We start from the raw sequence: 19,452 nt of genomic DNA, 5'->3' as shown, positions 1-19,452 counted from the left end.
ATGTGCCGAATCATTGAGGAGCCGTGTGAAGCGAAAGTTTCATGCACGGTTTTGAAGACCAACGGGGTTGGTGACAACCTCGTTGAGTTTACTAGGGACGCTGAGGTAACTTGCACAACTTCAGTTTGTGGCGTTTTTGGTGGTGTTGGCGACTGCACTAACATTCTGGCGCTCTGGGCTGGATGCTCTATCTGACTTACTAGCCGAATCTGTCGGATTGGTTCAACAGTCTTTCCTTTGGTAATCAGAGATGTTTCTTGAGTAAAACTCGCGTCAGTGTCACCAGATGTGGTATTCTTATAAACTTTAATTGATGGTATTTCTTCGCTTCTAGTAGGACTTGTGACCAACATGGGAATAAGACCTGTCAGCAATAGACAGGGAAGTAATTTTTTCAGTTTCATTCCAATTCAGATCCTCACGGTCTACTAGTACTCTTAGGGCTTAATAGAAAAGTTTCTCATTCCCAATCTGAAATTAAACTATTTTAGCCATAAAGTAAAGTGAGAATATATTGCAAGATATTTGAGAGTCGAATGGCACTAATAAAAGCCGAAACGCTTGTGGTTTAAGCAGCTTGCAATTCTTTGCGTAATTCATGCCGGGGTTTTGTCATCAAGGGGTAAGCTTTTGGGCGACGTTTGCGAACCCGTGCTTCACTTCTACCGGGGCGATTGGGAACTAGCTTATCAAGAATAGCTGTCAGCAAAATGCGATAAATTTGGAGATATTTTTTAGAAGAAGTAGCTAAGAATTGGGGAATAAAGTTATTTAAATGATGGCGAGCACCTTGTAGTGATAAGCGTAACGGAGGAGTCCTCGATACATAGAGCAACAGCGGCTCTAGTAGCTAAACTGAACTTAGCGCGACTATATCGCAAAACATTATATGATTATAAATAAGTAAAAATACTGAAACACTCTGTTCGATTATTGGTTCATTACTTGAAGTATCGTTCTATCGCTCTGTTTAGTTAATTCATACCACAATCACCAACGCCCTTTTTCTACCTACAAAAAATTTTGGGACAACCCGTACATCTAAATTGCACTATCTCTGGAAGGTACAGCGATCGCAAAGGGCGCTGAACTTTGGGATAACTAGCGCCAGATATCAGTTAAATCAAATATTCCACCCAAGCTTTTAAGGGTTCTGCTGAACCATACCAAATGCCAGGACTTCTGGGAGAATGCCTCACTCCTTCAATCACCAGATTTTCTGCCCCTTCTAGGTGAGCAGCTTCGATGGGCGTGATTCCATCTCCCCAAGTGTTTCCGTTGCGACAGGTTAATTGGTAACTACTGTAAGCTAACCAGCTACCGCGCCGCCTTTCTCCAAAGATAGTTTTGCCAGCCACACAAACGTAACGAACGTTTTTGTAAAAAGCTCCTGGGTAGTTATTGGTGACAAAATCTAGATTGGAGCGTGTCCAGCGTTCTTGGCTAATATGGGGTGTACCCAAGGTGATCAGAGTCGCAACCAAGGAATGCGCTTCCCAGATCAATGGTTTGACATCACCGCGTACTAAATAGGGCTTTTCTCCCATGTAGATGCGGGATATCCAACCTCCGGCTGAGTGACCAATCAAGTTAATTTGAGTAGCATTATGTTGCTGCAATGTATGCTTGATCGTAAGATCGAGTTTTTGTAGAATTGGTGTTACTGGTCTTCCTCCAATAGTGGGTAGCCAGTCGCGCCGTCGCAGTGGTACTGTAACCGTGGGAAAATCTAACTGTTGTAGGGATTGTTCTAGTTGCCGATAAGCGATCGCGCTTTCTAGATATCCAGGCAAAATAACTGTCGGTAACGGCATTTGAAATTTTGGATGCAATGATTGAGGGTTTGAACTTTTTTGACGAAGAAGTAATCATGATTCAGAGCTAGAATTGCGATTGTCTGACTGACTCCTTTTATAAAAACCCAAATAGCTTTGGTGGGGTTTAGGACTAAAATGCCAATAAAATTGTACAATTTGCAACAGTTTTAGGGGCGCTGATGTGGTAGTATTCTCACATAGGGACTAGTCTCGGACAAGTAAGTGTGCCATCTGCTACAGAAGCGTAGTTGACTCGAAAACAGTAGAAAAAACAAGGCAACTTCAGCAGATGTTGTGATGTACTCAGACTGGCAGGCTCACTTAAACTTTAATAAATATCCCAGATATTAATTTTAATTGTGTGCTTAATAACAATAAAAAATCAAAAGTAGTAATTTTTCAAATATCTCTTTAGCAAGCTCAAATTTGAAGATATGATCCAGCCTCATTGATCAATAAAAAACTTGAATAAATGGCAATTTTGGCGTTTTGATTGCCAGGATAGGAAATTATTATTTCCTTAGAGGGACGCATCTGTTGCAAAATATTGCAATATAGTCGGAAAGAGAAAATCGCTAGTCAACTGCAACTGAGCCGAGTGAACGAGAACAGCTATGTCTTACGTCTCCCTGTTTAAAAATATACCAGAAATCTTAAGCCAGCCAATTGGGATAGCAGCTATAGCTTCTCTTGGCATCCACGGTGCGATCGCGATGATTGTACCATTGATGCCTATGGATTCTAGCAAACCCAAAGATACGGCATCATCAAAAAGCGTCGGACTTTTGGAATTGAGCCAAGCCGATCAAAACCGTTTGCCGCAAAGCACGCCCCAAGTTGGTTTACAACAATTGCCTCCAGTAGCGCCACTTTCTGCGCCTAACTTTAGCGCTCAAACTGTATTGCCCCCATTGGCACCACCGCCATCTAGCAGTCAGCTAGTATTGCCTCCGCTCCCTCCATCATCGAATAACTATCGAGTCTCCTCCTTGCCTACAAGGCAGTCTTTGCGGATGATTCCTAGTGATAATTTGCGATTTGATGCCTCTAAATTTGACAGTTCTAAATACAATACCAGCGCCAAATTCTCTCCATCAGTTCCTCGGGTGAATGTCAGTGACACCAAATACGAGTCACCTAAGCCGTTGGATATAAATAGGTTGCCAGAATTGCAGTCGCAGCAAATACCTGATGATATTCTGCGGAATGCCCAATCTCCTAATTTATCTGACACTACCCCCATTCCAACAGCACAGGGAAATACAGCGTCACAAATGACGCAACCGCTTAATGATGCGTCTAGAATTGCTCAAAACCCGCTGATAAATTCTCTAAAACAATCTTCAAGGGCTGAGAATACTTTAATCGGAACAAGGGGAACCACACTCAGGACACCCGATTTATCTGGAAAAGGAACTCAACTGGCTATTGCACAGCTAGACTCCTACACAAACCTGAGAAAAGAAGTCCAGCAACAATACCCCAACGCTGAACAAAAACCAGTCATCCGCCAAACATTACCCACGAATAAGCCGAATCTTGAAGGTGCTGTTTTGGGTGTATTAGTCGTTGATCCTGATGGTAAGGTCTTAGATATTAAGTTTCAAGACAAGTTAGTTTCCCCGGAATTGCAATTAAAAGCAAGGCAATACTTCAACAAGCAATCCCCCAAGGGAGATAAACAAATCAGTTCCTATCCATTTAACCTAAGTTTCCAAAATAACACTAGCAGCACCACTGGGACTACTCAATTATCTGCACCAGGAATCAATAACAATCAGCTTACCCCCTCACCAGCAGCTACTTTTAAACCATTACCCGATCTACGAATCAGAAATAACCAGCCTGTGTCCTTACCGACACGTACTCTTAAACCATTAGCTGCACCAGGAGTTAATGGCAATCAGCCTGAGTTTTCACCGACAGTTACTCCCAAACCATTATCTGAGCAAATCAGAAATAACCAGCCTGCGTCCTTCTCGACGGGTACTCTTAAACCACTATCTGAACTGGGAATCAGAAATAACCAGCCCACACCTTCATCGGCAGCTACTACCTCTGAACCGTTATTGCTGCCGAGAGTCAATAATAGTCAGCCTACACCCTCTGCTCAATCTGAGCAAAAATTAGTAGAACTGTTGCGCGAAGCGAAGGAAAACAGACAAAACTCTAATCCATAAAAATAATCACCAGCGGGTGATTTTGGATTAAGAAACAAGCTAAAAGCCATGAATGATAAAAATTGTGAATTTATCATTCATCATTTAAAGTATCGTTTTTAGCAGTTGACGAACTAGCGATCGCTAGTTCGTCAACTGCTAAGTTTGAGGTTAGTTATAAGGTTATATGTATAAATAGACTTAAGTATTTCCAACAAATAAATTCTCCAATATTGTGGGGTGGGCGTCTCGCCCGCCAGTAATTAAAGGCAGACAAAGATGCTCACCCCACAAGAAGTAGACGGTATAGCTACTTTACCAGCCTTGTTCTGCATTCTGAGAAACGTAAGCAGCTACCTCCAGAATCTCCTCAGGACTTAACTTGCTTTTAAAGGCAGGCATGGCATTTTTACCATTTTGTACTTGGTGGATAATCGCCTGGATTGAGTCGCTGTTATAATTTTCTAGGTACTTTGACAATGCTTCCTTTTTCAAGGTTTTCTGGCTAATAAGGATGTTACCGCCACCTATATGACAAGAAGCGCAGTTAGCATCGAAAATTTTAGCACCGTTAGATGTTTCGGCAGCTAGTGCTGGACTAATGAATGTGAATTTGAATAGGGCGATCGCCAACAGTAGGATTAATAAAAGTATTCTCAAGAAAATTTCCTCGCAACAAGCCTCCAGCAAGAGTATAAACGCGATTAATCCCTGATTAAGTCAAATTTGATCAAAAGTGGCGGTAACCAGTTCACCTCTCCATAGCCACAGTTTGTTTAGCGTCTTAGGGGAGGATACGACTCGTTACCGCCATTTATGCATTTTGTGCGTCACTCTAGGAGCGTGGCGTGTTGCTATGAACTAATTTCACTGAGAAATCAGCTTGTGTCAAAGGTTGGTGTTTCTAACCTTCGACAGTAATCGTACCAACCATGCCAGCACCACGGTGAGGTTCACAGTAGAAGGTGTAGTCACCAGCAGGTGCGTCTGCTGCAAAGGTGGTTGTTTCCTTTTGACCAGGACTCATGAGCAACTTCTTATGAGACAGGGATGCTGCTAAATCCTTGCTCTTAGCGGGGTTTTTGGCAGGATCAAATACAACATTATGGGGAGGAACTTTATTGTTCACCCATTCAACTGTGTCGCCTGGTTTAATAATCAACTTTTTCGGTTCAAATGCCAGCATTCCTTTATCGCTACCCAATTTCACCTGGTAGGTTTCAGCCGAAGCGCTGGGAGTAAAAACAGCGAAGCTGCTAACAACTAAAAGGATTGTCAACACAGCTAAACCAAGACGTCGCCAGCTTGCTGAAATCAATTTCATGGCTCTCTCCTAACAAATCATTTTTTTTCCTTTCCTCATTTTAAATAAAATCAACACCAAATATGACAATCTGTCATAGATACAATTTTTTTTTTAAGAATGAGGAGGAATTTATTGCAAAAAGCTGTGCAATCAGTAATAAATGCTAGACTGCCATAGCCCAAAGAGCATGTGAATAAAGGTAAACAGTAAAATAAGATATTTTTATTTTTTCTTTAGGAATATTCTGGTTTTTTTTTATTTTTTGTACCCCAATAGGTACATTTTGTGCTGCTGTAAGAACGAAAGCAGCTAAACTTGGTGAAAACTAGGGATTGGGGACTAGGGACTTGGGAATGAATTCTTTCCAATCCCCAATCCCCAATCCCCAGTACCCAATATCCAATATCCAGTATCCAGTACTAATTCCGGGATTTAGTAATAGATTTTTCCACCTCCCCACTTAGTGCCAACGATTTTGGGTTGTATGAGAATATGACCGGCGATCGCCTCCAAATCATCATCCGTCAGATTTCGCATTGCTGTGAAAATATCTGCGCTTTTGATACTGGGGTGTATTTCGGAAATCTCTTCTTCCCCATCGTAAGTAGTGGGATTTTTCAGGTAATCCACCAAGCCTTCAACGTTGTTACGGTTAGGTGTTGCCAATGCCAGATCGTCTGGAGTCAGTCCCACGTTCTGATTTGTCTTGGTAACTCCCCCAGCATGACATTGGGCGCAAGCGTAATTAAATAAGCGTTTGCCTTCTTTGACTTGTTTAAGGCTGAGTACGGTAGTTTCACCTTCAGTATTTAATGGCACTGTTCGGGTAGCTTTGTCCAATTCCACTGCTGTCGCGCTACCGACAAGCAACTGAAACGAGAGTAAAACAGTAACCACAACAACACCAATTAGTCTTCTAAACATGTTTCCCCTTAAAAATTTTGATGCTCAACACAGCTAAGAAAGCGATTCTCAATCTCCAAGCTACTAATTGCTAATGACTCATTGTTTTTTGTCATTAGCTATCAGTGATTAGCCAAAGTCCGAGATAACCCTTCAGGTGATCTCGTTATCACCCACCAAGTCGCTAGTACCTTTTGGGCGTGTTTCAGACGATATTTGGGAAATAATTGCCTTTGCATCTTCTAACGCCAAACGGGTCTTTTGGTGTTTGTAGGCGATTCCCAGTTGGTTGCACAGAGAAAACACTTTTTCTACAGGAATGCTGTAGTCGGCTGCTATCTCTGCGATCGATAGGTCTGCAAAACCCATAATGCTTGTTAACTGATAGATAGAGATTGAGTCGCTGTAATACCAATATCACGTTAGGAGTGCAATTTGTTGCCCAAAATACTGTTTGGGGATCGGGAGGGGGAAAGAGGGCAGGGGGCAGGGGAGCAGGGGAAGTAGGGGAAGTAGGGGAAGCAAGCGAACAATTATTATTTACCATGCCCAATGCCCTCTTTCCCCAATCCCCAATATCCATTAACCCTTTCCTCCGGTAAACGTAACGCTTTGAATAAAGTAACGATTAAAAAAGGCATAAATGCCTAAAGCTGGCAAGGTGAAGACCATAGAAGCCGCCATAATGTAGTTCCAGTAGCTGATGTATTGACCTTTGAAGGTGTTCAGCCCCAAAGGGAGGGTAAACATTTCTGGGTCAAATAGGATAACTATAGGCAGTAAAAAATTATTCCAACTCCCCATGAACACAAAAACTGCCTGTGCTGCTAGTGCTGGTTTTGCCAAAGGTAAGACAATATGTCGAAAAATTCCAAAGGTATTTAAGCCATCCAGTTGAGCGGCTTCTTCTAATTCTTTAGGAAAATTAACGAAAAACTGCCGCATCATGAAGATGAAAGTGGCATTGACCATGCTAGGCACAATCATGCCTTGGTAAGAATTCAGCCACCCGATCGCTTTCAAAATCAAAAATGTAGGAATTAAGGTGATTTGCGCTGGTACTGCCAGTACTGCCAGAATTAGGAAGAACCAAAAGCGCTTGCCCACAAAGCGCAGTCTTGCCAAGGCATAACCAGCCATTGAATTTAACAACAAGTTTAAAAGCGTGACGCTGACGGCAATCACCACACTGTTGAACAACCAGCGCCAAAACAGCGGTTCTTGCAGAAAGATTTGCCTGTAGTTATCGAGAGTAAAATTCTTGGGGAGAAAGTTGGGTTCACCACTGACAATCTCTGATAGCGGCTTAAATGATGCTGAAAGTGCCCAGAGAAAGGGAATTAGGGTAATAATCGCATAAAGTGTCAGCAAGACGTATAACAAGACTTTGAGCCAGGATAAGCCAGAGATTTTAGTCAAATCCGTTCGCCTCCAAAAAGTCGCCGCTGAATCAAAGTGATGGCAATAATCACTGCTGCCAACAAAAATGCGATCGCAGCTGCATATCCCATTTGTAAATTCCGAAACACAGCTTGGTAAATTAGCAGCACCACAGTTAAGGTAGCGTTGTTTGGCCCGCCAGTACCGCCAGAGAAGATGTAAGACTGGTCAAAAAGTTGAAAAGTTCCAATCACCCCCACTGCTACCACAAAGAAGGTTACAGGCTTCAGCAAGGGAAGAGTGATGTCGATAAATTGCTGCCACCCATTTGCGCCATCGAGTTCCGCCGCCTCATAAAGTGTTTGGGGGATATCTTGCAACGCCGCCAGATAAATCACCATGAAAAACGGCGCGGTTGACCAAATGTTCATGATCATAATGCCTTTGAGCGCAACTGCTGGATCACCCAACCAGTTATAAGTAGGTAGCCCTACAAAAGCCAGAAAATCGTTTAGTAGTCCATCAGTGTTATAAATCCACATGAAGATGAGCGTCAGCACTGCTGAAGAAGTGACTGTAGGCAAAAAGTAGAGAATGCGCCACCAGTTTTTACCACCAATCCCAGAATTGAGAGTTACCGCCAGAATTAAAGCTAAGACTGTTTGAGTTGGCACAACAATGACTACATATTCTGCGGTGTTTCTCAAAGCAATCCAAACCCTTTGATCTTCAGCTAATCGAGTGAAGTTCCGAAAACCGATGAACTCGTACTCAATACCGCCAAGAAGTTGAACTTTTTGCAGGGAGAGAAAAACGGCGTAGAGAATGGGTAACACCACAAAAGTTCCCAAAACTAGAATGGTGGGCATGATAAACATATACCCCGCCAAGCCTTCGGTGATGTTCCATCTGGGGTTACTCTGTCGCCTGTTGATTTCAAACACTACTGAACCTCCGCTTAATCCCGCACTAACCCGACTGTAGCGATGGGTCGGATTATTTATCGTACTCCTGTAAAAAAATATTTAACCTCATTAAATGAGTCTCTATCTTTGGAAAGCGTAGATCAAAAGTGGTGAGGGAGTCGCAGTCTTCTGCCTTGGCGCTAGCCTCTCACGAATGGGAGAAGGGGAGACGCTAAGAGCGATCGCAGTTCCCGTCGTTAGCGTTCGCGCAGCGTCTTGTAGAGAAGCGGTAGCAAGTCATCGAGCGTCTTGCGCTAGCGACGTTAAAAGCGTCACTCTCGAACCCGTTCGCGTAGCATCTCCGACAGGAGAAAGGCAAGTTAAAAGACATCGCTTGTGTGAGTTAGCTGCACATGCAACTTAGGGAACTATATATTTAGTATTTAGTTTCCTTGGGAATGCTAATTAACCCGACTCAAGCAATAGGACACAAAATGTCATATACAGCCTACTTACGTTCGATTAAAAGTAAACTTCAGAGAACTGGTAAAACTCAAAAAAGCCTCCGGGTCAAAACTATCATAGAACAGTTTGGCTACCAGCGGAGAAGTCAATCATTCATAGATGATTTTAATACTGCTCTTGATGAATTGGGACTTTGTGCAAATCCTCGGTTAGATTTGTATATTCCGTTAGATACAAAGATAGCTATTTCTATCAAAGGTGTAGAACCAATAAATCAAGTAGCTGAATCTGAATTAATTTCAGCCAAACTCAGAGAGGTAATTTCAGTCAAACATGATTTTTTCTACTACTTGTTTGATTTTGGCTCGGAACAAGAATATGAACGATTTCAAGCATGTTTAGATTCTCATCAGCCAGTAGGGATTTTTTTGATTCCACAAGTAGAAGATTTCTTCTCTGATATTGTTGTCAAAATCTTTAATTATGAATTAATTAGAAAATATCAATATGGAGGGTACAATACTATACCCAAAGCTGCCACTAGGAAAATTTCTACAAGTACTGCCTCAGATCAAGATTGTGAAGATGAACAAGAAAATTCTATCTCTGATGCTAGTATTTTTCAATTTTATCGCTCAACTATGACCAGCATTATACTTGGTAATACTGGTTTAGAGTTGCTGGATTCTGAAAAATTTGATCAGCAATTTGAACAAATATCTCTATATGCCAATAAATATAATTCTGAACAGGTTTTTATTTTATTTCATTGTCCATCGGTGTTAGAAATTCAAGCTCATCAGCAAGAAGATGCTTTAGGATACTTGATAGATAGAGTAGCCAGTAAAATTCCTTTTACTTTCACTCTCAGGTGTAAATACCCAAATGAAGCCTCTATTGAACATAAAGAGGAAGTCTATGCCCATTTTCGTCTATTACTGGAACTTCCATATTATCAAATTGAGGAAGATGATGCATCTTTGCGAGATTACTTTCTAGACTTACAAAAGGCTCAAATACAGGCTGAGTCACAGTTATTGCTGAAGATGAAACCCGAACATTTTTACACTCTTAAGTGGCAACAGGGAAGTAAAGAATATATCTATCTCAAGTATTTTGCTATTAAAACTTTGGAAAGTATAGGATATGAATTGTCTAATATCGGCTGTGAAGTTGAGTTGACTTCTAAGGATGAAGATACATCAGATGATGATGAAGAATACCAAAGCGAAATCATAGAAGTCTATGTAAAAAATCAGGTAGTGGTTGAGATAGAAACTCTTAAATACCAGGATTTTCAGGATACTAATCTTTTTTTAGATTCAATTAAAAGAGTTTTGAGAAAATCAAAAGTATGGTCGAATAAACTAGAAAGTCTTTGGTTGGTAATTCCTGGTTTTGAGATTGCACGCAACTATTATCAACTGAAAAAAGTTAAGGAAATATTAGAATATAAGTTATCTGGATATTATGGCGATCGCTTCCAGATTGTAATCATGGCTCCTGATTATGAAAAACACCAATTAGTCCCAGTATCATTTGACTCAATCGACTATCCATCTTTTGAGTATACGGTTAAAAAACCTAGTTTAGTACAAGCATATCCAGTTACTAATCGGATCAAAGAATTTAAGCTTGACTTTAGCCAAGTAAAAGGGCTAAATGAAGAAAAAGAAAAACTAACTAAACTCCTCAAGCTGCAATCTAAAGGATATAAGGGTTCAATTGGCGGAATTCTTTTCTATGGATTACCGGGATGCGGTAAAACTCTCCTGGCAAATGCCTTCGCTAATGAGTCTGGGAGATATTTATTTAAGTTCTCTCCTGCCGATATTGTCAGTCTTTGGATAGGCCAAAGCCAAAAAAATATTCGAGATATATTTGCTCAAGCTAAGAAAAAAGCTCCTTCGCTTTTATTAATTGATGAGTTAGACAGTATTGGGTTTAATCGTAACGAAGACAACGCCCACACAGATCAAAAGGCAACCATCAATCAATTACTCATAGAACTAAATAATCTTCAAAATAGTGATGTAATTGTAATTGCTGCCACTAATTATTTGAGTGGGATTGATAGTGCTTTAAAACGTTCTGGTCGATTAGATTGGAAGATTCCTATTTTCCCACCGTCTCAAGTAGAAAGAATAGATTTATTCAAACACTATCTGTCAAAAATTGATATGAATCAGTTAGTTAATTTTGAAATTTTAGCAGATAAAAGTATGAAGTTTACCTCATCGGATATTGAGTTGGTTTGTCGGGAAGTTAGAAATGCTATTCTTCTAGAAGAAATAAATTCGGCTTTAACAACTTCAGATGTGATTACTTACATTAATAATCTGCAAGACGGCGGCTTAAGTCTTAACCACGAACAGGTTAAGGGATTTATGGAAGAGTGTAAAAGAATGAGTGTGAAGAATTCTAAGTTAGAAACTCTGAAATTAGAATGGGGATTGGATTAGCAATAGCTTAATAAAAATGGCAATCGCTCCTTTTGGCAGTGTTGGAAAATAACTTATGAACATGCGATATTTTAATCTTTGCAAACTGCTACTAACAAACATAGAAGTAATAGCGATCGCCTACATTTCAACTTGTCTATAATATATTTAAATGTTTACAAGTTTTATTGTAAACAAGTAGAAAGAAGAATTTATCAGTAAGCTGAGAATTAAGACATTAACTTAAATGGTGATGATCACCAGACTATGAACACTCAAGAAAAACCTAATCTGAATGAGTTAGAACAATCTCATCGTGAGGACATTGAGACAATTACGCTTTTGTTGGCGAAGATTTCCAAGCGCAGTCCATCCGAAATTAAACCTCACCTGGATACCATGCTTGAGCGGCTAGTGCAAGCTTCTGTACCAACTTTGCTGTAGGCTCTAGTTAAGCTGCTGGGCCAAGGGTCTACTCGGCAAAGAAAAGAATGATTGAACACTTCCATTGCCTGTTTATATTCGGAGTCTTGAGTTGTTCCGTCAGCTTCATGCTTACGAATGACCTGTTGTACTTCAATTGGCAGCCCATTCATTAGGCTATAAGCTTCAGTAACAAATTTTTGAATACTGCAAGGTGTACTAGCTAAAACGAGACTGATTAACCCAGTGGGTTGAGAAACGGCATGTTCCAGCGCCAAACAACCGCCCCATGATTGCCCAAAAAGATGAATCTGCTTTAAATCTAGAGTGCTGCGGACGGCGACGAGTTCTTCTTTGAACAAATGAATGGAATATATGGGGTCTGTGGGGCGATCGCTATTACCACACCCTAATTGATCGTAAAAAATAACTCGCCTTCCGGTTGCTGCGATGCCTGCGGCGGGCAAAGCCAACGCTTCTAATGGTTCTAGGTAGTCGTGAGGTACTCCTGGACCTCCGTGAAGACACAGCAGCGGTAGCTTGCCAGAATCTTCTTGGTCTGGTTTAACAATGCGATACCATACCTGATTACCACGAAATGAGATAAAGCCTTCAACCGCAGAAGTTGTAGTCATGGAGTGTGTGTTTTAACTTTTTAAATAAGTATACGTAATTACTCCATCGCCTTAATCTGCTGATTAGCTTCTGTTTGTGCCTGTACCATCGCCTGTTTTAATGGTTGTTGCCCCAACAAGGCGCTGACAAACTGGTTATCAAAGTTATTGACGATCGCACCTGGATATTTACCTGCCTGCCAAGGTGTAGCGTAATTAACTCCCGCCACTAATGGCGATCGCAGTGGGTCTTGGTCATAACCCAAATTCTTTGCCACTGATTTACGTGTTGGCAAAGCAAACCCTGTTCCTGTCCACTTCTGCATTCCTTCTTTACCCGTGAGATAGGAAATCAACTCCCAAGCTTCGGCTTTGTGCTGTGCTTGCTTGTTCATCACGTAGGCAACGGTAAACACCATCGTGCCTTTTTTGTCATTAATAGTAGGCAATTGGGCGGTAGCAAACTCTACTTGGGGAAAGGTTTCTGTTAAGTAGGGAATTGCCCAGTTACCCTCAATCACCATTGCCACTTTACTCTGACCAAACATTTCACTACCTGAGTTTGTCCCCACATCAGATTTTTGGGCAGAGGAGCGGTCTTTTTGATACTGGTCTACTACCAACTCTAAACCTTGTAAACCTGCTGCACTGGCAAAAGTAGCAGAACCATTTTGATCAACGAGTTGCCCACCAAAGGCTTTAATTTTATAAGCCTGACGTGCCAATTCGGGGATTTCTCCAAAGCCGTATTTGTTAATTTTGCCTGTCAATTGTTTTGAGTAGTTACGTAATTCATCCCAAGTAGTCGGCGGATTACTCAAGCCTGCGGCGGCGAATGCTTTTTTGTTATAAAACAGAGCAAGGGTAGAATAGTCTTTAGGAAAACCATAAATCTGGTTCTGGTATTTGAAGCTGTCGAGTAGGGTATCCTCAAAGTCTGTTAGGTCAAATTCGGGAGTGATGTAAGCATCTAACGGTTCCAGAACATTCTGACTCATCAAGAAAGGAGCTTCCAGCGCATCCAGATAAAAGACATCAGGCGCGGCTTCCCCAACCAGGCGGGTTTTGATTACATCCATGTATTGGTCGGAGATTACCTCATATTTGACCTTAATAATTGGATGCTGTGCTTCAAAGTCTTGCAATACCTGTCTCAAGAGTTTTTGCTCAACAGGGGAACCTCCCCAACCACTAAGTTTAATGGTGACTGCGGTAGATGCTGAGGGGTTGCTTGGTAATTGTAGACTGTGACAAGCAATGATGGCGATCGCGATCGCCATCACCAGTCCTAAAAAATTAAACAATCTTTTTTTGATCACAGACAGATAACAGTCTCTCTCACCTCACTTATACCTTGTGTTATGAATGAGTGATATTTTACTTATCTAAAATTTTTGTTGAAAATTGCAAGCTAAAATAACGAAAACTTATCAGGAATCGTAATGAAAGCATACTGAGTTCCTCGCCAACCGGATTTATGTCAGGATGTTTTACTCATAAACATACACTATGGATTTTGTTCAGGTTGAAACAACTGCGCCACGGACTTTGGAAATTTCCCAGATTGCCTTACCACCAACAGCACTCTCTCCAACCTCTCGAATTCCCAAGGATGAGATTCGCACAAGTTTAAAAGCCTCCACTACAGATTCTGTCTTAGCAGCGGTTTACTCCCTTGGAACTGGCGGGATTTTACTCAGCAATTTCTTGGTGGAATTGGGTGCTAGTCCAGTGGTATTTGGGATGCTATCCTCTATCCCCATGTTGGTCAATCTGGTTCAGCCGTTGGGTGCTTACTTGTCTGAACGCAGCACCAGCCGCTTTCAATATTCTCTTCGGACACACGGAATTGGTCGGCTGCTATGGCTAGTTCTAGTAATCAGTATTGCAGGCGTAAGCTTGGGAGTAATTAATACTCACCAGTTAGTGATATTGACACTCTTGATTGTCCTATTCAGCAATCTTTTGGGAGGACTAGGAACGGCATCGTGGCTAAGTTGGGTAGCAATGATAGTTCCTCGGCGATTGCGAGGTAGGTACTTTGGGACACGCAATAGTGCTGCTAACCTCACTAATTTGCTTTGCGTACCAATGGCCGGTCTAGCTGTATCACATTGGTATGGCGGAACTCTACAAGGCTATGGGGTAGTTCTGCTGGTAAGCATTGTGTTTGGGATTGTGGGATTGGGATGTCAATATTTCCAGGTGGATATGAATCCCCAATTGCAAAACACTTATTATGGCAAGTTAACTCAAACAAGTGAGATTCAATCAGAGGTTGCAAAAGATGAATCTTCTGAAGTCGCTCAATCAATTCATTCACCACAAAACCAATTAGCTAACAGTATTTGGAAAAACTCTAACTTTTTGAGATTTCTGGTGTATTTCAGCTTCTGGGCGCTTGCTGTTAACCTCAGCAGTCCTTTTTTTAACCTCTACATGCTGGACACGCTGGATTTAGACGTAAGCTACGTAACTATCTACAACAGCCTTCAGGCGGGGGCGACTTTATTAATGCTTATTCTGTGGGGAAAATTAGCAGACAAAATAGGTAATCGTCCCATCCTCATTTGTATTGGGATTTTGGTTGCAGCTACACCAATGTTATGGCTAGGGATTGGTGCTAATCGCCTTGACATCTGGTTGTGGCTACCTCTGTTACACATCTTGGCTGGAGGTACTTGGGCGGCGATTGACTTGTGCAACAACAATATACAATTGGCGATCGCACCAACTAAAAATCAGTCTATCTATTTTGCGATCGCAGCTGCCGTTGCTGGAGCGAGTGGTGCTTTAGGCACAACTATAGGCAGCTTCATCGTCCAATTTGCTCACTTTGGAGGCTTACTGGGGTTGTTTGTCCTCTCTAGTCTATTCCGACTAGCAGCGCTTGTTCCACTGGTCTTTGTCAAAGAACCGGGAAGGTGAGGGAGTGAAAAGTGAGGAGTACAGACGCGATTAATCGCGTCTGTACAGGAGTGAGGAGTTATGAATTTTATACTCATAACTCATAACTCATAACTCATAACTCAGCACTCAGCACTCAGCACTCAGCACTCAGCACTCAGCACTCAGCACTCAGCACTCAGCACTCAGCACTCAGCACTCATAACTCAGCACTCAGCACTCTTGACTATTCTGCGGCGGTAGAAGTCAAAGACATTGTTTCCCACAACACCATATGAGGTGTTGTTAATACAGGCTGGTGTAGGGCAATTAGCTGGGTTAGGGTGTTCTTTAATTGGGTACGGGGTACAATATCATCAACAAAACCATGCAGGAGCAAATCTTCAGCAGTCTGAAAATTATCGGGCAGTTTTTCCCGTAGGGTTTGCTCGATCACTCGCCGACCGGCAAAACCAATGGTTGCCTTGGGTTCTGCCAAAATGATATCGCCCAACATTGCAAAACTTGCGGTAACACCACCCGTTGTGGGATTGGTCAAAACGGGAATATATAATAGTCGGGCATCTTTATGGCGCTGTAGGGCTGCGGAGATTTTCGCCATCTGCATCAGGGAGAGCATTCCTTCTTGCATTCTCGCGCCACCGGAGGTGCAGACGATAACTACAGGATATCGCCGTTGAGTGGCTTGCTCAATCATGCGGGTGATTTTTTCTCCCACGACCGAACCCATGCTACCACCCATAAAACGGAAGTCCATAACCGCAAGGGCAATGGGCAAACCATTGATTTGACCCAAACCAGTTTTAACCGCGTCTATTAAGCCAATTTTCTCCTGGATTTCCCGCAAGCGATCGCTGTAGAGTTTGCGATCGCGAAATTCCAGCGGATCGGTTGGACGCAAATGCTCATCCAGCGGTTTCCAGGTATTATTATCTATCAATTGACGGATGCGCTCATCACTATCTACCCGATTGTGATGACCACATTCGCTACAAACCATCTGATTGGCTTTCAGGTCTTTTGTATATGTCAACACGCTACACTTAGAACATTTATGCCAAAGACCATCAGCAATTTCACGCTCTTGGCGTTCGAGGCTGGTAGATCCTGATTTCCGTCGATTTGCAAACCAATCAAATAGAGACTTTAAACCGCGTGATTCTTCGTTGTTAGCCATTTTTTATTTTATTTTAAGTGGGTATGAGGTCGAAAACATGTCAAACCGTATTGGGTTGTCCTTAGCCTTTTGTCATTTGTCTTTATTAATGACTAATGGCTACATCGTCAAACTACGCTTTTAAGCAATTCAGACCTTAATTTTCATCTTTGGTTGCCAGCTTAACGAAAATACTTATGCCAATACAAGTCTCCTGCTCTTTTTTTCAGCAGACTTAATTATATGGACGTACTGACAAAGCCATGAGAATACCAACCTCCAAATAAGATGCTCTCCCTCTCCCACCCAAATCAATGATTCGCATTGCTAGTGTTCTGAACAAGCAGCATCTGTTGTACTAGTTGTGCTTGCCAACGGTTAATCGTCGTTAAGAGGGTAATACAAGTCACAAGCTGAATATTATCAAAATATGAAGGGCAGATGGGGTAATGTTGGTTACAGTCACGAATGATAAATATTTCTTATGAAAGGGTATTGGACATTGGGCATTGGGTATTGGTTAGACCCCATCCCCCTCATCTCCGCACTCGCCACTCCAATTTAAGAGGCTGGAAAAAATAACCGCAGGTAGCTAGACAAAATGGCTTCGCCGCTAAACAGGGTTATCACAGACCCTAAAGCTAAAAAAGGGCCAAAAGGCATCTTTTGTCCTAACCTTTGTCGCGATGTCTCAAGACTTGCGGGTTTGCGTCTACGCATAATAACACTGCTACCAACTAATGCTCCCAGCCCACAGGCAATAAAACTAGCCAAAAGCAAATATTTCCAGCCTAACCAGGCTCCCATCATGGCTGCTAACTTGGCGTCACCTGCACCCATTGCAGTTTTACCAAAGGCAATTGAACCCAATAGGGCGATCGCATCAAACAGCCATAAGCCCAATACCGCACCAACTATCGCCATCATCAGGTGATTTACCAATGCCACGGAACTAGCCTCTGGTAAAAAACCAACCACCATTTGAAACAAAATCCCTACGACTAAACCCGACTGAGTAAGTGGATTAGGTAGGGTCATTGTATCTAGGTCGATGAGCGATAGGGCCAATAACCAACTGCAAAAAGCCCAATAGCCTATTGTTAAAGTCGAAACTTGAAATACCAAAAAAATCAGTAAAAAAATTATGCCCGTTACCCCTTCTACCACAGGATAACGGACAGAAATTTTGCTTTTGCAATATCGACACCGCCCTCTTAACGAAATCCAGCCAAATACTGGTACATTGTCGTAAGCTTTTAGCTGGTTTAAGCATTTAGGACAACGAGAAGGCGGCCAAAGAATTGACAACCCAGCAGGTAGCCGATAAATAATAACATTGAGAAAACTGCCAATAGATGCACCCAAAGCAAAGACCATTACACTCGCCGGGACGGCGAACAAAATGTCCATACAGTCATTTGTCCTTTGTCATTTGTCCATACAGTCATTTGTCGTTTATCTTTTGTCCTTTGTCGAGAACTAATGATTAATGACTAATGACCAATGACCAATGACTAATACATGTGCGATTCAATTTGACTCAAGGGCACAAAACATTCTTGAGGTAAGAGAACTGGTTGGTTAGTAAAAATAACCTTACCTCGATGAGTCATGCGATTAATTGCTACACCGGAAGGTTGCCCAGCTATTTCGGGATGTACTTCACAGTGAGTATAGTAAATCTGCCCAGCAGCTCTGATTACGGCGGGATCAATCAAAGGTGGTTGATTCTTTGGGGCGGTAAAATTTGCTTGTCCTTGTCGTAATGCGTACACTATCGACTGTTATTTGATTGCTAGATTTCTCTCTAGTCTACCCGAAACTTATAGCAAAGGTTGCCAAAGTGCCCAAGTTGTATTAATTTAATTATTTTCCTTCAATCGCTCTAATCAGTGCATCGCCCATAGCGCGGCAACCCAGGAGATTTTTTCCTGGAGAAATTATATCTCCCGTGCGATCGCCTTGCTCTAAAACTTGCAAAACGGCTTGTTCGATGTGATCTGCCGCTTTTGGTTGTTCTAAACCGTAGCGTAACATCATCGCCGCACTCAAAACCTGTGCTAGAGGATTAGCCTTATCAAGTCCGGCGATATCTGGGGCGGAACCATGAACTGGTTCAAACACACCAGGCCCAGAAGCGCCCAAACTAGCCGAGGGTAACATCCCAATACTACCCGTGAGCATGGCGGCAGCATCAGAGAGAATATCACCAAACAAATTGCCTGTAACAATGGTGTCGAACTGCTTGGGAGCGCGTACTAACTGCATAGCAGCATTATCTACATATAAATGAGAGAGTTCGATATCTGGATACTCCTGAGAAAGTTTGGTGATGCGATCGCGCCACAACTGAGATACTTCTAATACGTTGGCTTTATCCACCGAACAAAGTTTTCCACCGCGTTTTCTAGCCGCCTCAAATGCCACCCGCCCAATGCGTTCAATTTCTGATTCCGTGTAAACCATTGTATTTACACCGCGTTTCTCACCAGTTTCTGTGGCAAAAATCCCTTTAGGTTTACCGAAGTAAATCCCACCAGTGAGTTCACGCACCACCATAATATCCACGCCTTCCACAACTTCGCGTTTCAAAGTCGAGGCGTCGATTAGCTGGGGCAAAATTTTCGCTGGGCGCAAATTGGCAAATAATCCCAAACCCGCACGTAGTCCTAACAAACCTGCTTCTGGGCGTAAATTAGATGGCAAGGAATCCCACTTATAACCACCAATGGCGGCAAGTAATACAGCATCACTGTTACGACAAGTCTCTAGAGTTGCAGATGGGAGGGGTTCGCCTGTAGCGTCAATTGCTGCACCACCGATGAGGGCTTCTTGGAATTCAAACTTCAGATCAAATTGCTTCCCTACGACTTTCAGCACGTCTACCGCCACTGCCATAATTTCAGGGCCAATGCCATCGCCGGAGAGTAGAGTAATGCGGTAGTTCTGGGTCATAGCTAGTTTTACTGGGTAAAT

General features: G+C 42.2%; 18 protein-coding genes and 1 pseudogene. 4 read left to right on the top strand and 15 right to left on the bottom strand.

Annotated features, from left to right (window positions below; translation table 11 throughout):
- The 3 genes and pseudogenes from V7K30_RS19590 to V7K30_RS19580 form a co-directional block, all read right to left on the bottom strand.
- Window positions 1–404: pseudogene (locus V7K30_RS19590) on the bottom strand (hypothetical protein); the annotation flags it as partial.
- Window positions 405–568: 164 nt separating this feature from the next.
- A complete protein-coding gene (locus V7K30_RS19585; RefSeq protein ID WP_335002062.1) occupies window positions 569–835 on the bottom strand; it encodes a hypothetical protein in 267 nt (88 codons plus the stop codon).
- A gap of 283 nt (window positions 836–1,118) precedes the next feature.
- Window positions 1,119–1,814 (bottom strand): esterase/lipase family protein, encoded by a 696-nt coding sequence (locus tag V7K30_RS19580; protein ID WP_335002055.1) that lies wholly within the window; start codon window positions 1,812–1,814, stop codon window positions 1,119–1,121.
- A 617-nt stretch (window positions 1,815–2,431) separates the two neighbouring features.
- Between V7K30_RS19580 and V7K30_RS19575 the strand changes: the two genes are divergently transcribed.
- Window positions 2,432–3,997: a hypothetical protein gene (locus tag V7K30_RS19575; protein WP_335002054.1), complete on the top strand. Its 1,566-nt coding sequence runs from the start codon at window positions 2,432–2,434 to the stop codon at window positions 3,995–3,997.
- A 294-nt stretch (window positions 3,998–4,291) separates the two neighbouring features.
- Here V7K30_RS19575 and petJ read toward each other — a convergent pair whose 3' ends face one another.
- The 6 genes from petJ to V7K30_RS19545 form a co-directional block, all read right to left on the bottom strand.
- Window positions 4,292–4,636 (bottom strand): cytochrome c6 PetJ, encoded by a 345-nt coding sequence (gene petJ, locus V7K30_RS19570; RefSeq protein WP_335002053.1) that lies wholly within the window; start codon window positions 4,634–4,636, stop codon window positions 4,292–4,294.
- A 244-nt stretch (window positions 4,637–4,880) separates the two neighbouring features.
- Window positions 4,881–5,300, bottom strand: a complete 420-nt coding sequence (gene petE, locus V7K30_RS19565; protein WP_335002052.1) for a plastocyanin — start codon at window positions 5,298–5,300, stop codon at window positions 4,881–4,883.
- 414 nt (window positions 5,301–5,714) lie between these two features.
- Entirely contained in the window at window positions 5,715–6,206 is a 492-nt protein-coding gene (gene psbV, locus V7K30_RS19560; protein ID WP_335002050.1) for a photosystem II cytochrome c-550, read from the bottom strand.
- A gap of 132 nt (window positions 6,207–6,338) precedes the next feature.
- The gene (locus tag V7K30_RS19555) at window positions 6,339–6,554 is read right to left on the bottom strand and encodes a hypothetical protein (protein ID WP_335002048.1); all 216 of its coding nucleotides are present in this window, start codon (window positions 6,552–6,554) and stop codon (window positions 6,339–6,341) included.
- Between the two features lie 213 nt (window positions 6,555–6,767).
- Window positions 6,768–7,604, bottom strand: coding sequence for a carbohydrate ABC transporter permease (locus tag V7K30_RS19550; RefSeq protein ID WP_335002046.1), 837 nt, complete (start codon window positions 7,602–7,604; stop codon window positions 6,768–6,770).
- Window positions 7,601–8,509, bottom strand: coding sequence for a carbohydrate ABC transporter permease (locus V7K30_RS19545; protein ID WP_335002045.1), 909 nt, complete (start codon window positions 8,507–8,509; stop codon window positions 7,601–7,603). Before V7K30_RS19545 ends, V7K30_RS19550 begins: the two co-directional genes overlap by 4 nt.
- Before the next feature lie 175 nt (window positions 8,510–8,684).
- Here V7K30_RS19545 and V7K30_RS19540 point away from each other — a divergent pair, with 175 nt between their 5' ends.
- Together V7K30_RS19540 and V7K30_RS19535 are read left to right on the top strand one after the other, a co-directional pair.
- A complete protein-coding gene (locus tag V7K30_RS19540; RefSeq protein WP_335002043.1) occupies window positions 8,685–8,894 on the top strand; it encodes a hypothetical protein in 210 nt (69 codons plus the stop codon).
- 256 nt (window positions 8,895–9,150) lie between these two features.
- Window positions 9,151–11,397: an ATP-binding protein gene (locus tag V7K30_RS19535; protein ID WP_335002041.1), complete on the top strand. Its 2,247-nt coding sequence runs from the start codon at window positions 9,151–9,153 to the stop codon at window positions 11,395–11,397.
- 365 nt (window positions 11,398–11,762) lie between these two features.
- On the opposite strand, the gene V7K30_RS19530 is transcribed toward V7K30_RS19535, so the two are convergent.
- A complete protein-coding gene (locus tag V7K30_RS19530; RefSeq protein ID WP_335002039.1) occupies window positions 11,763–12,434 on the bottom strand; it encodes a proline iminopeptidase-family hydrolase in 672 nt (223 codons plus the stop codon).
- A gap of 38 nt (window positions 12,435–12,472) precedes the next feature.
- Complete coding sequence (locus tag V7K30_RS19525) at window positions 12,473–13,693, bottom strand: ABC transporter substrate-binding protein (protein ID WP_335002060.1); 1,221 nt, start codon at window positions 13,691–13,693, stop codon at window positions 12,473–12,475.
- Window positions 13,694–13,922: 229 nt separating this feature from the next.
- Between V7K30_RS19525 and V7K30_RS19520 the strand changes: the two genes are divergently transcribed.
- Window positions 13,923–15,341: an MFS transporter gene (locus V7K30_RS19520; protein WP_335002037.1), complete on the top strand. Its 1,419-nt coding sequence runs from the start codon at window positions 13,923–13,925 to the stop codon at window positions 15,339–15,341.
- Between the two features lie 205 nt (window positions 15,342–15,546).
- Here V7K30_RS19520 and accD read toward each other — a convergent pair whose 3' ends face one another.
- The 4 genes from accD to leuB form a co-directional block, all read right to left on the bottom strand.
- Window positions 15,547–16,497 carry an acetyl-CoA carboxylase, carboxyltransferase subunit beta gene (gene accD, locus V7K30_RS19515; protein WP_335002035.1) on the bottom strand — a complete coding sequence of 317 codons (951 nt, stop codon included), beginning with the start codon at window positions 16,495–16,497 and terminating at the stop codon, window positions 15,547–15,549.
- A 540-nt stretch (window positions 16,498–17,037) separates the two neighbouring features.
- Window positions 17,038–17,886 (bottom strand): prepilin peptidase, encoded by an 849-nt coding sequence (locus tag V7K30_RS19510; RefSeq protein ID WP_335002033.1) that lies wholly within the window; start codon window positions 17,884–17,886, stop codon window positions 17,038–17,040.
- Between the two features lie 104 nt (window positions 17,887–17,990).
- The gene (locus tag V7K30_RS19505) at window positions 17,991–18,251 is read right to left on the bottom strand and encodes a hypothetical protein (RefSeq protein ID WP_335002032.1); all 261 of its coding nucleotides are present in this window, start codon (window positions 18,249–18,251) and stop codon (window positions 17,991–17,993) included.
- 91 nt (window positions 18,252–18,342) lie between these two features.
- Complete coding sequence (gene leuB / locus V7K30_RS19500; RefSeq protein ID WP_335002030.1) at window positions 18,343–19,431, bottom strand: 3-isopropylmalate dehydrogenase; 1,089 nt, start codon at window positions 19,429–19,431, stop codon at window positions 18,343–18,345.
- Window positions 19,432–19,452: the final 21 nt, after the last annotated feature.

This window comes from Nostoc sp., assembly GCF_036917655.1.
Lineage (GTDB): Bacteria > Cyanobacteriota > Cyanobacteriia > Cyanobacteriales > Nostocaceae > Nostoc.
This window is presented reverse-complemented; position numbering and strand designations above follow the sequence as displayed.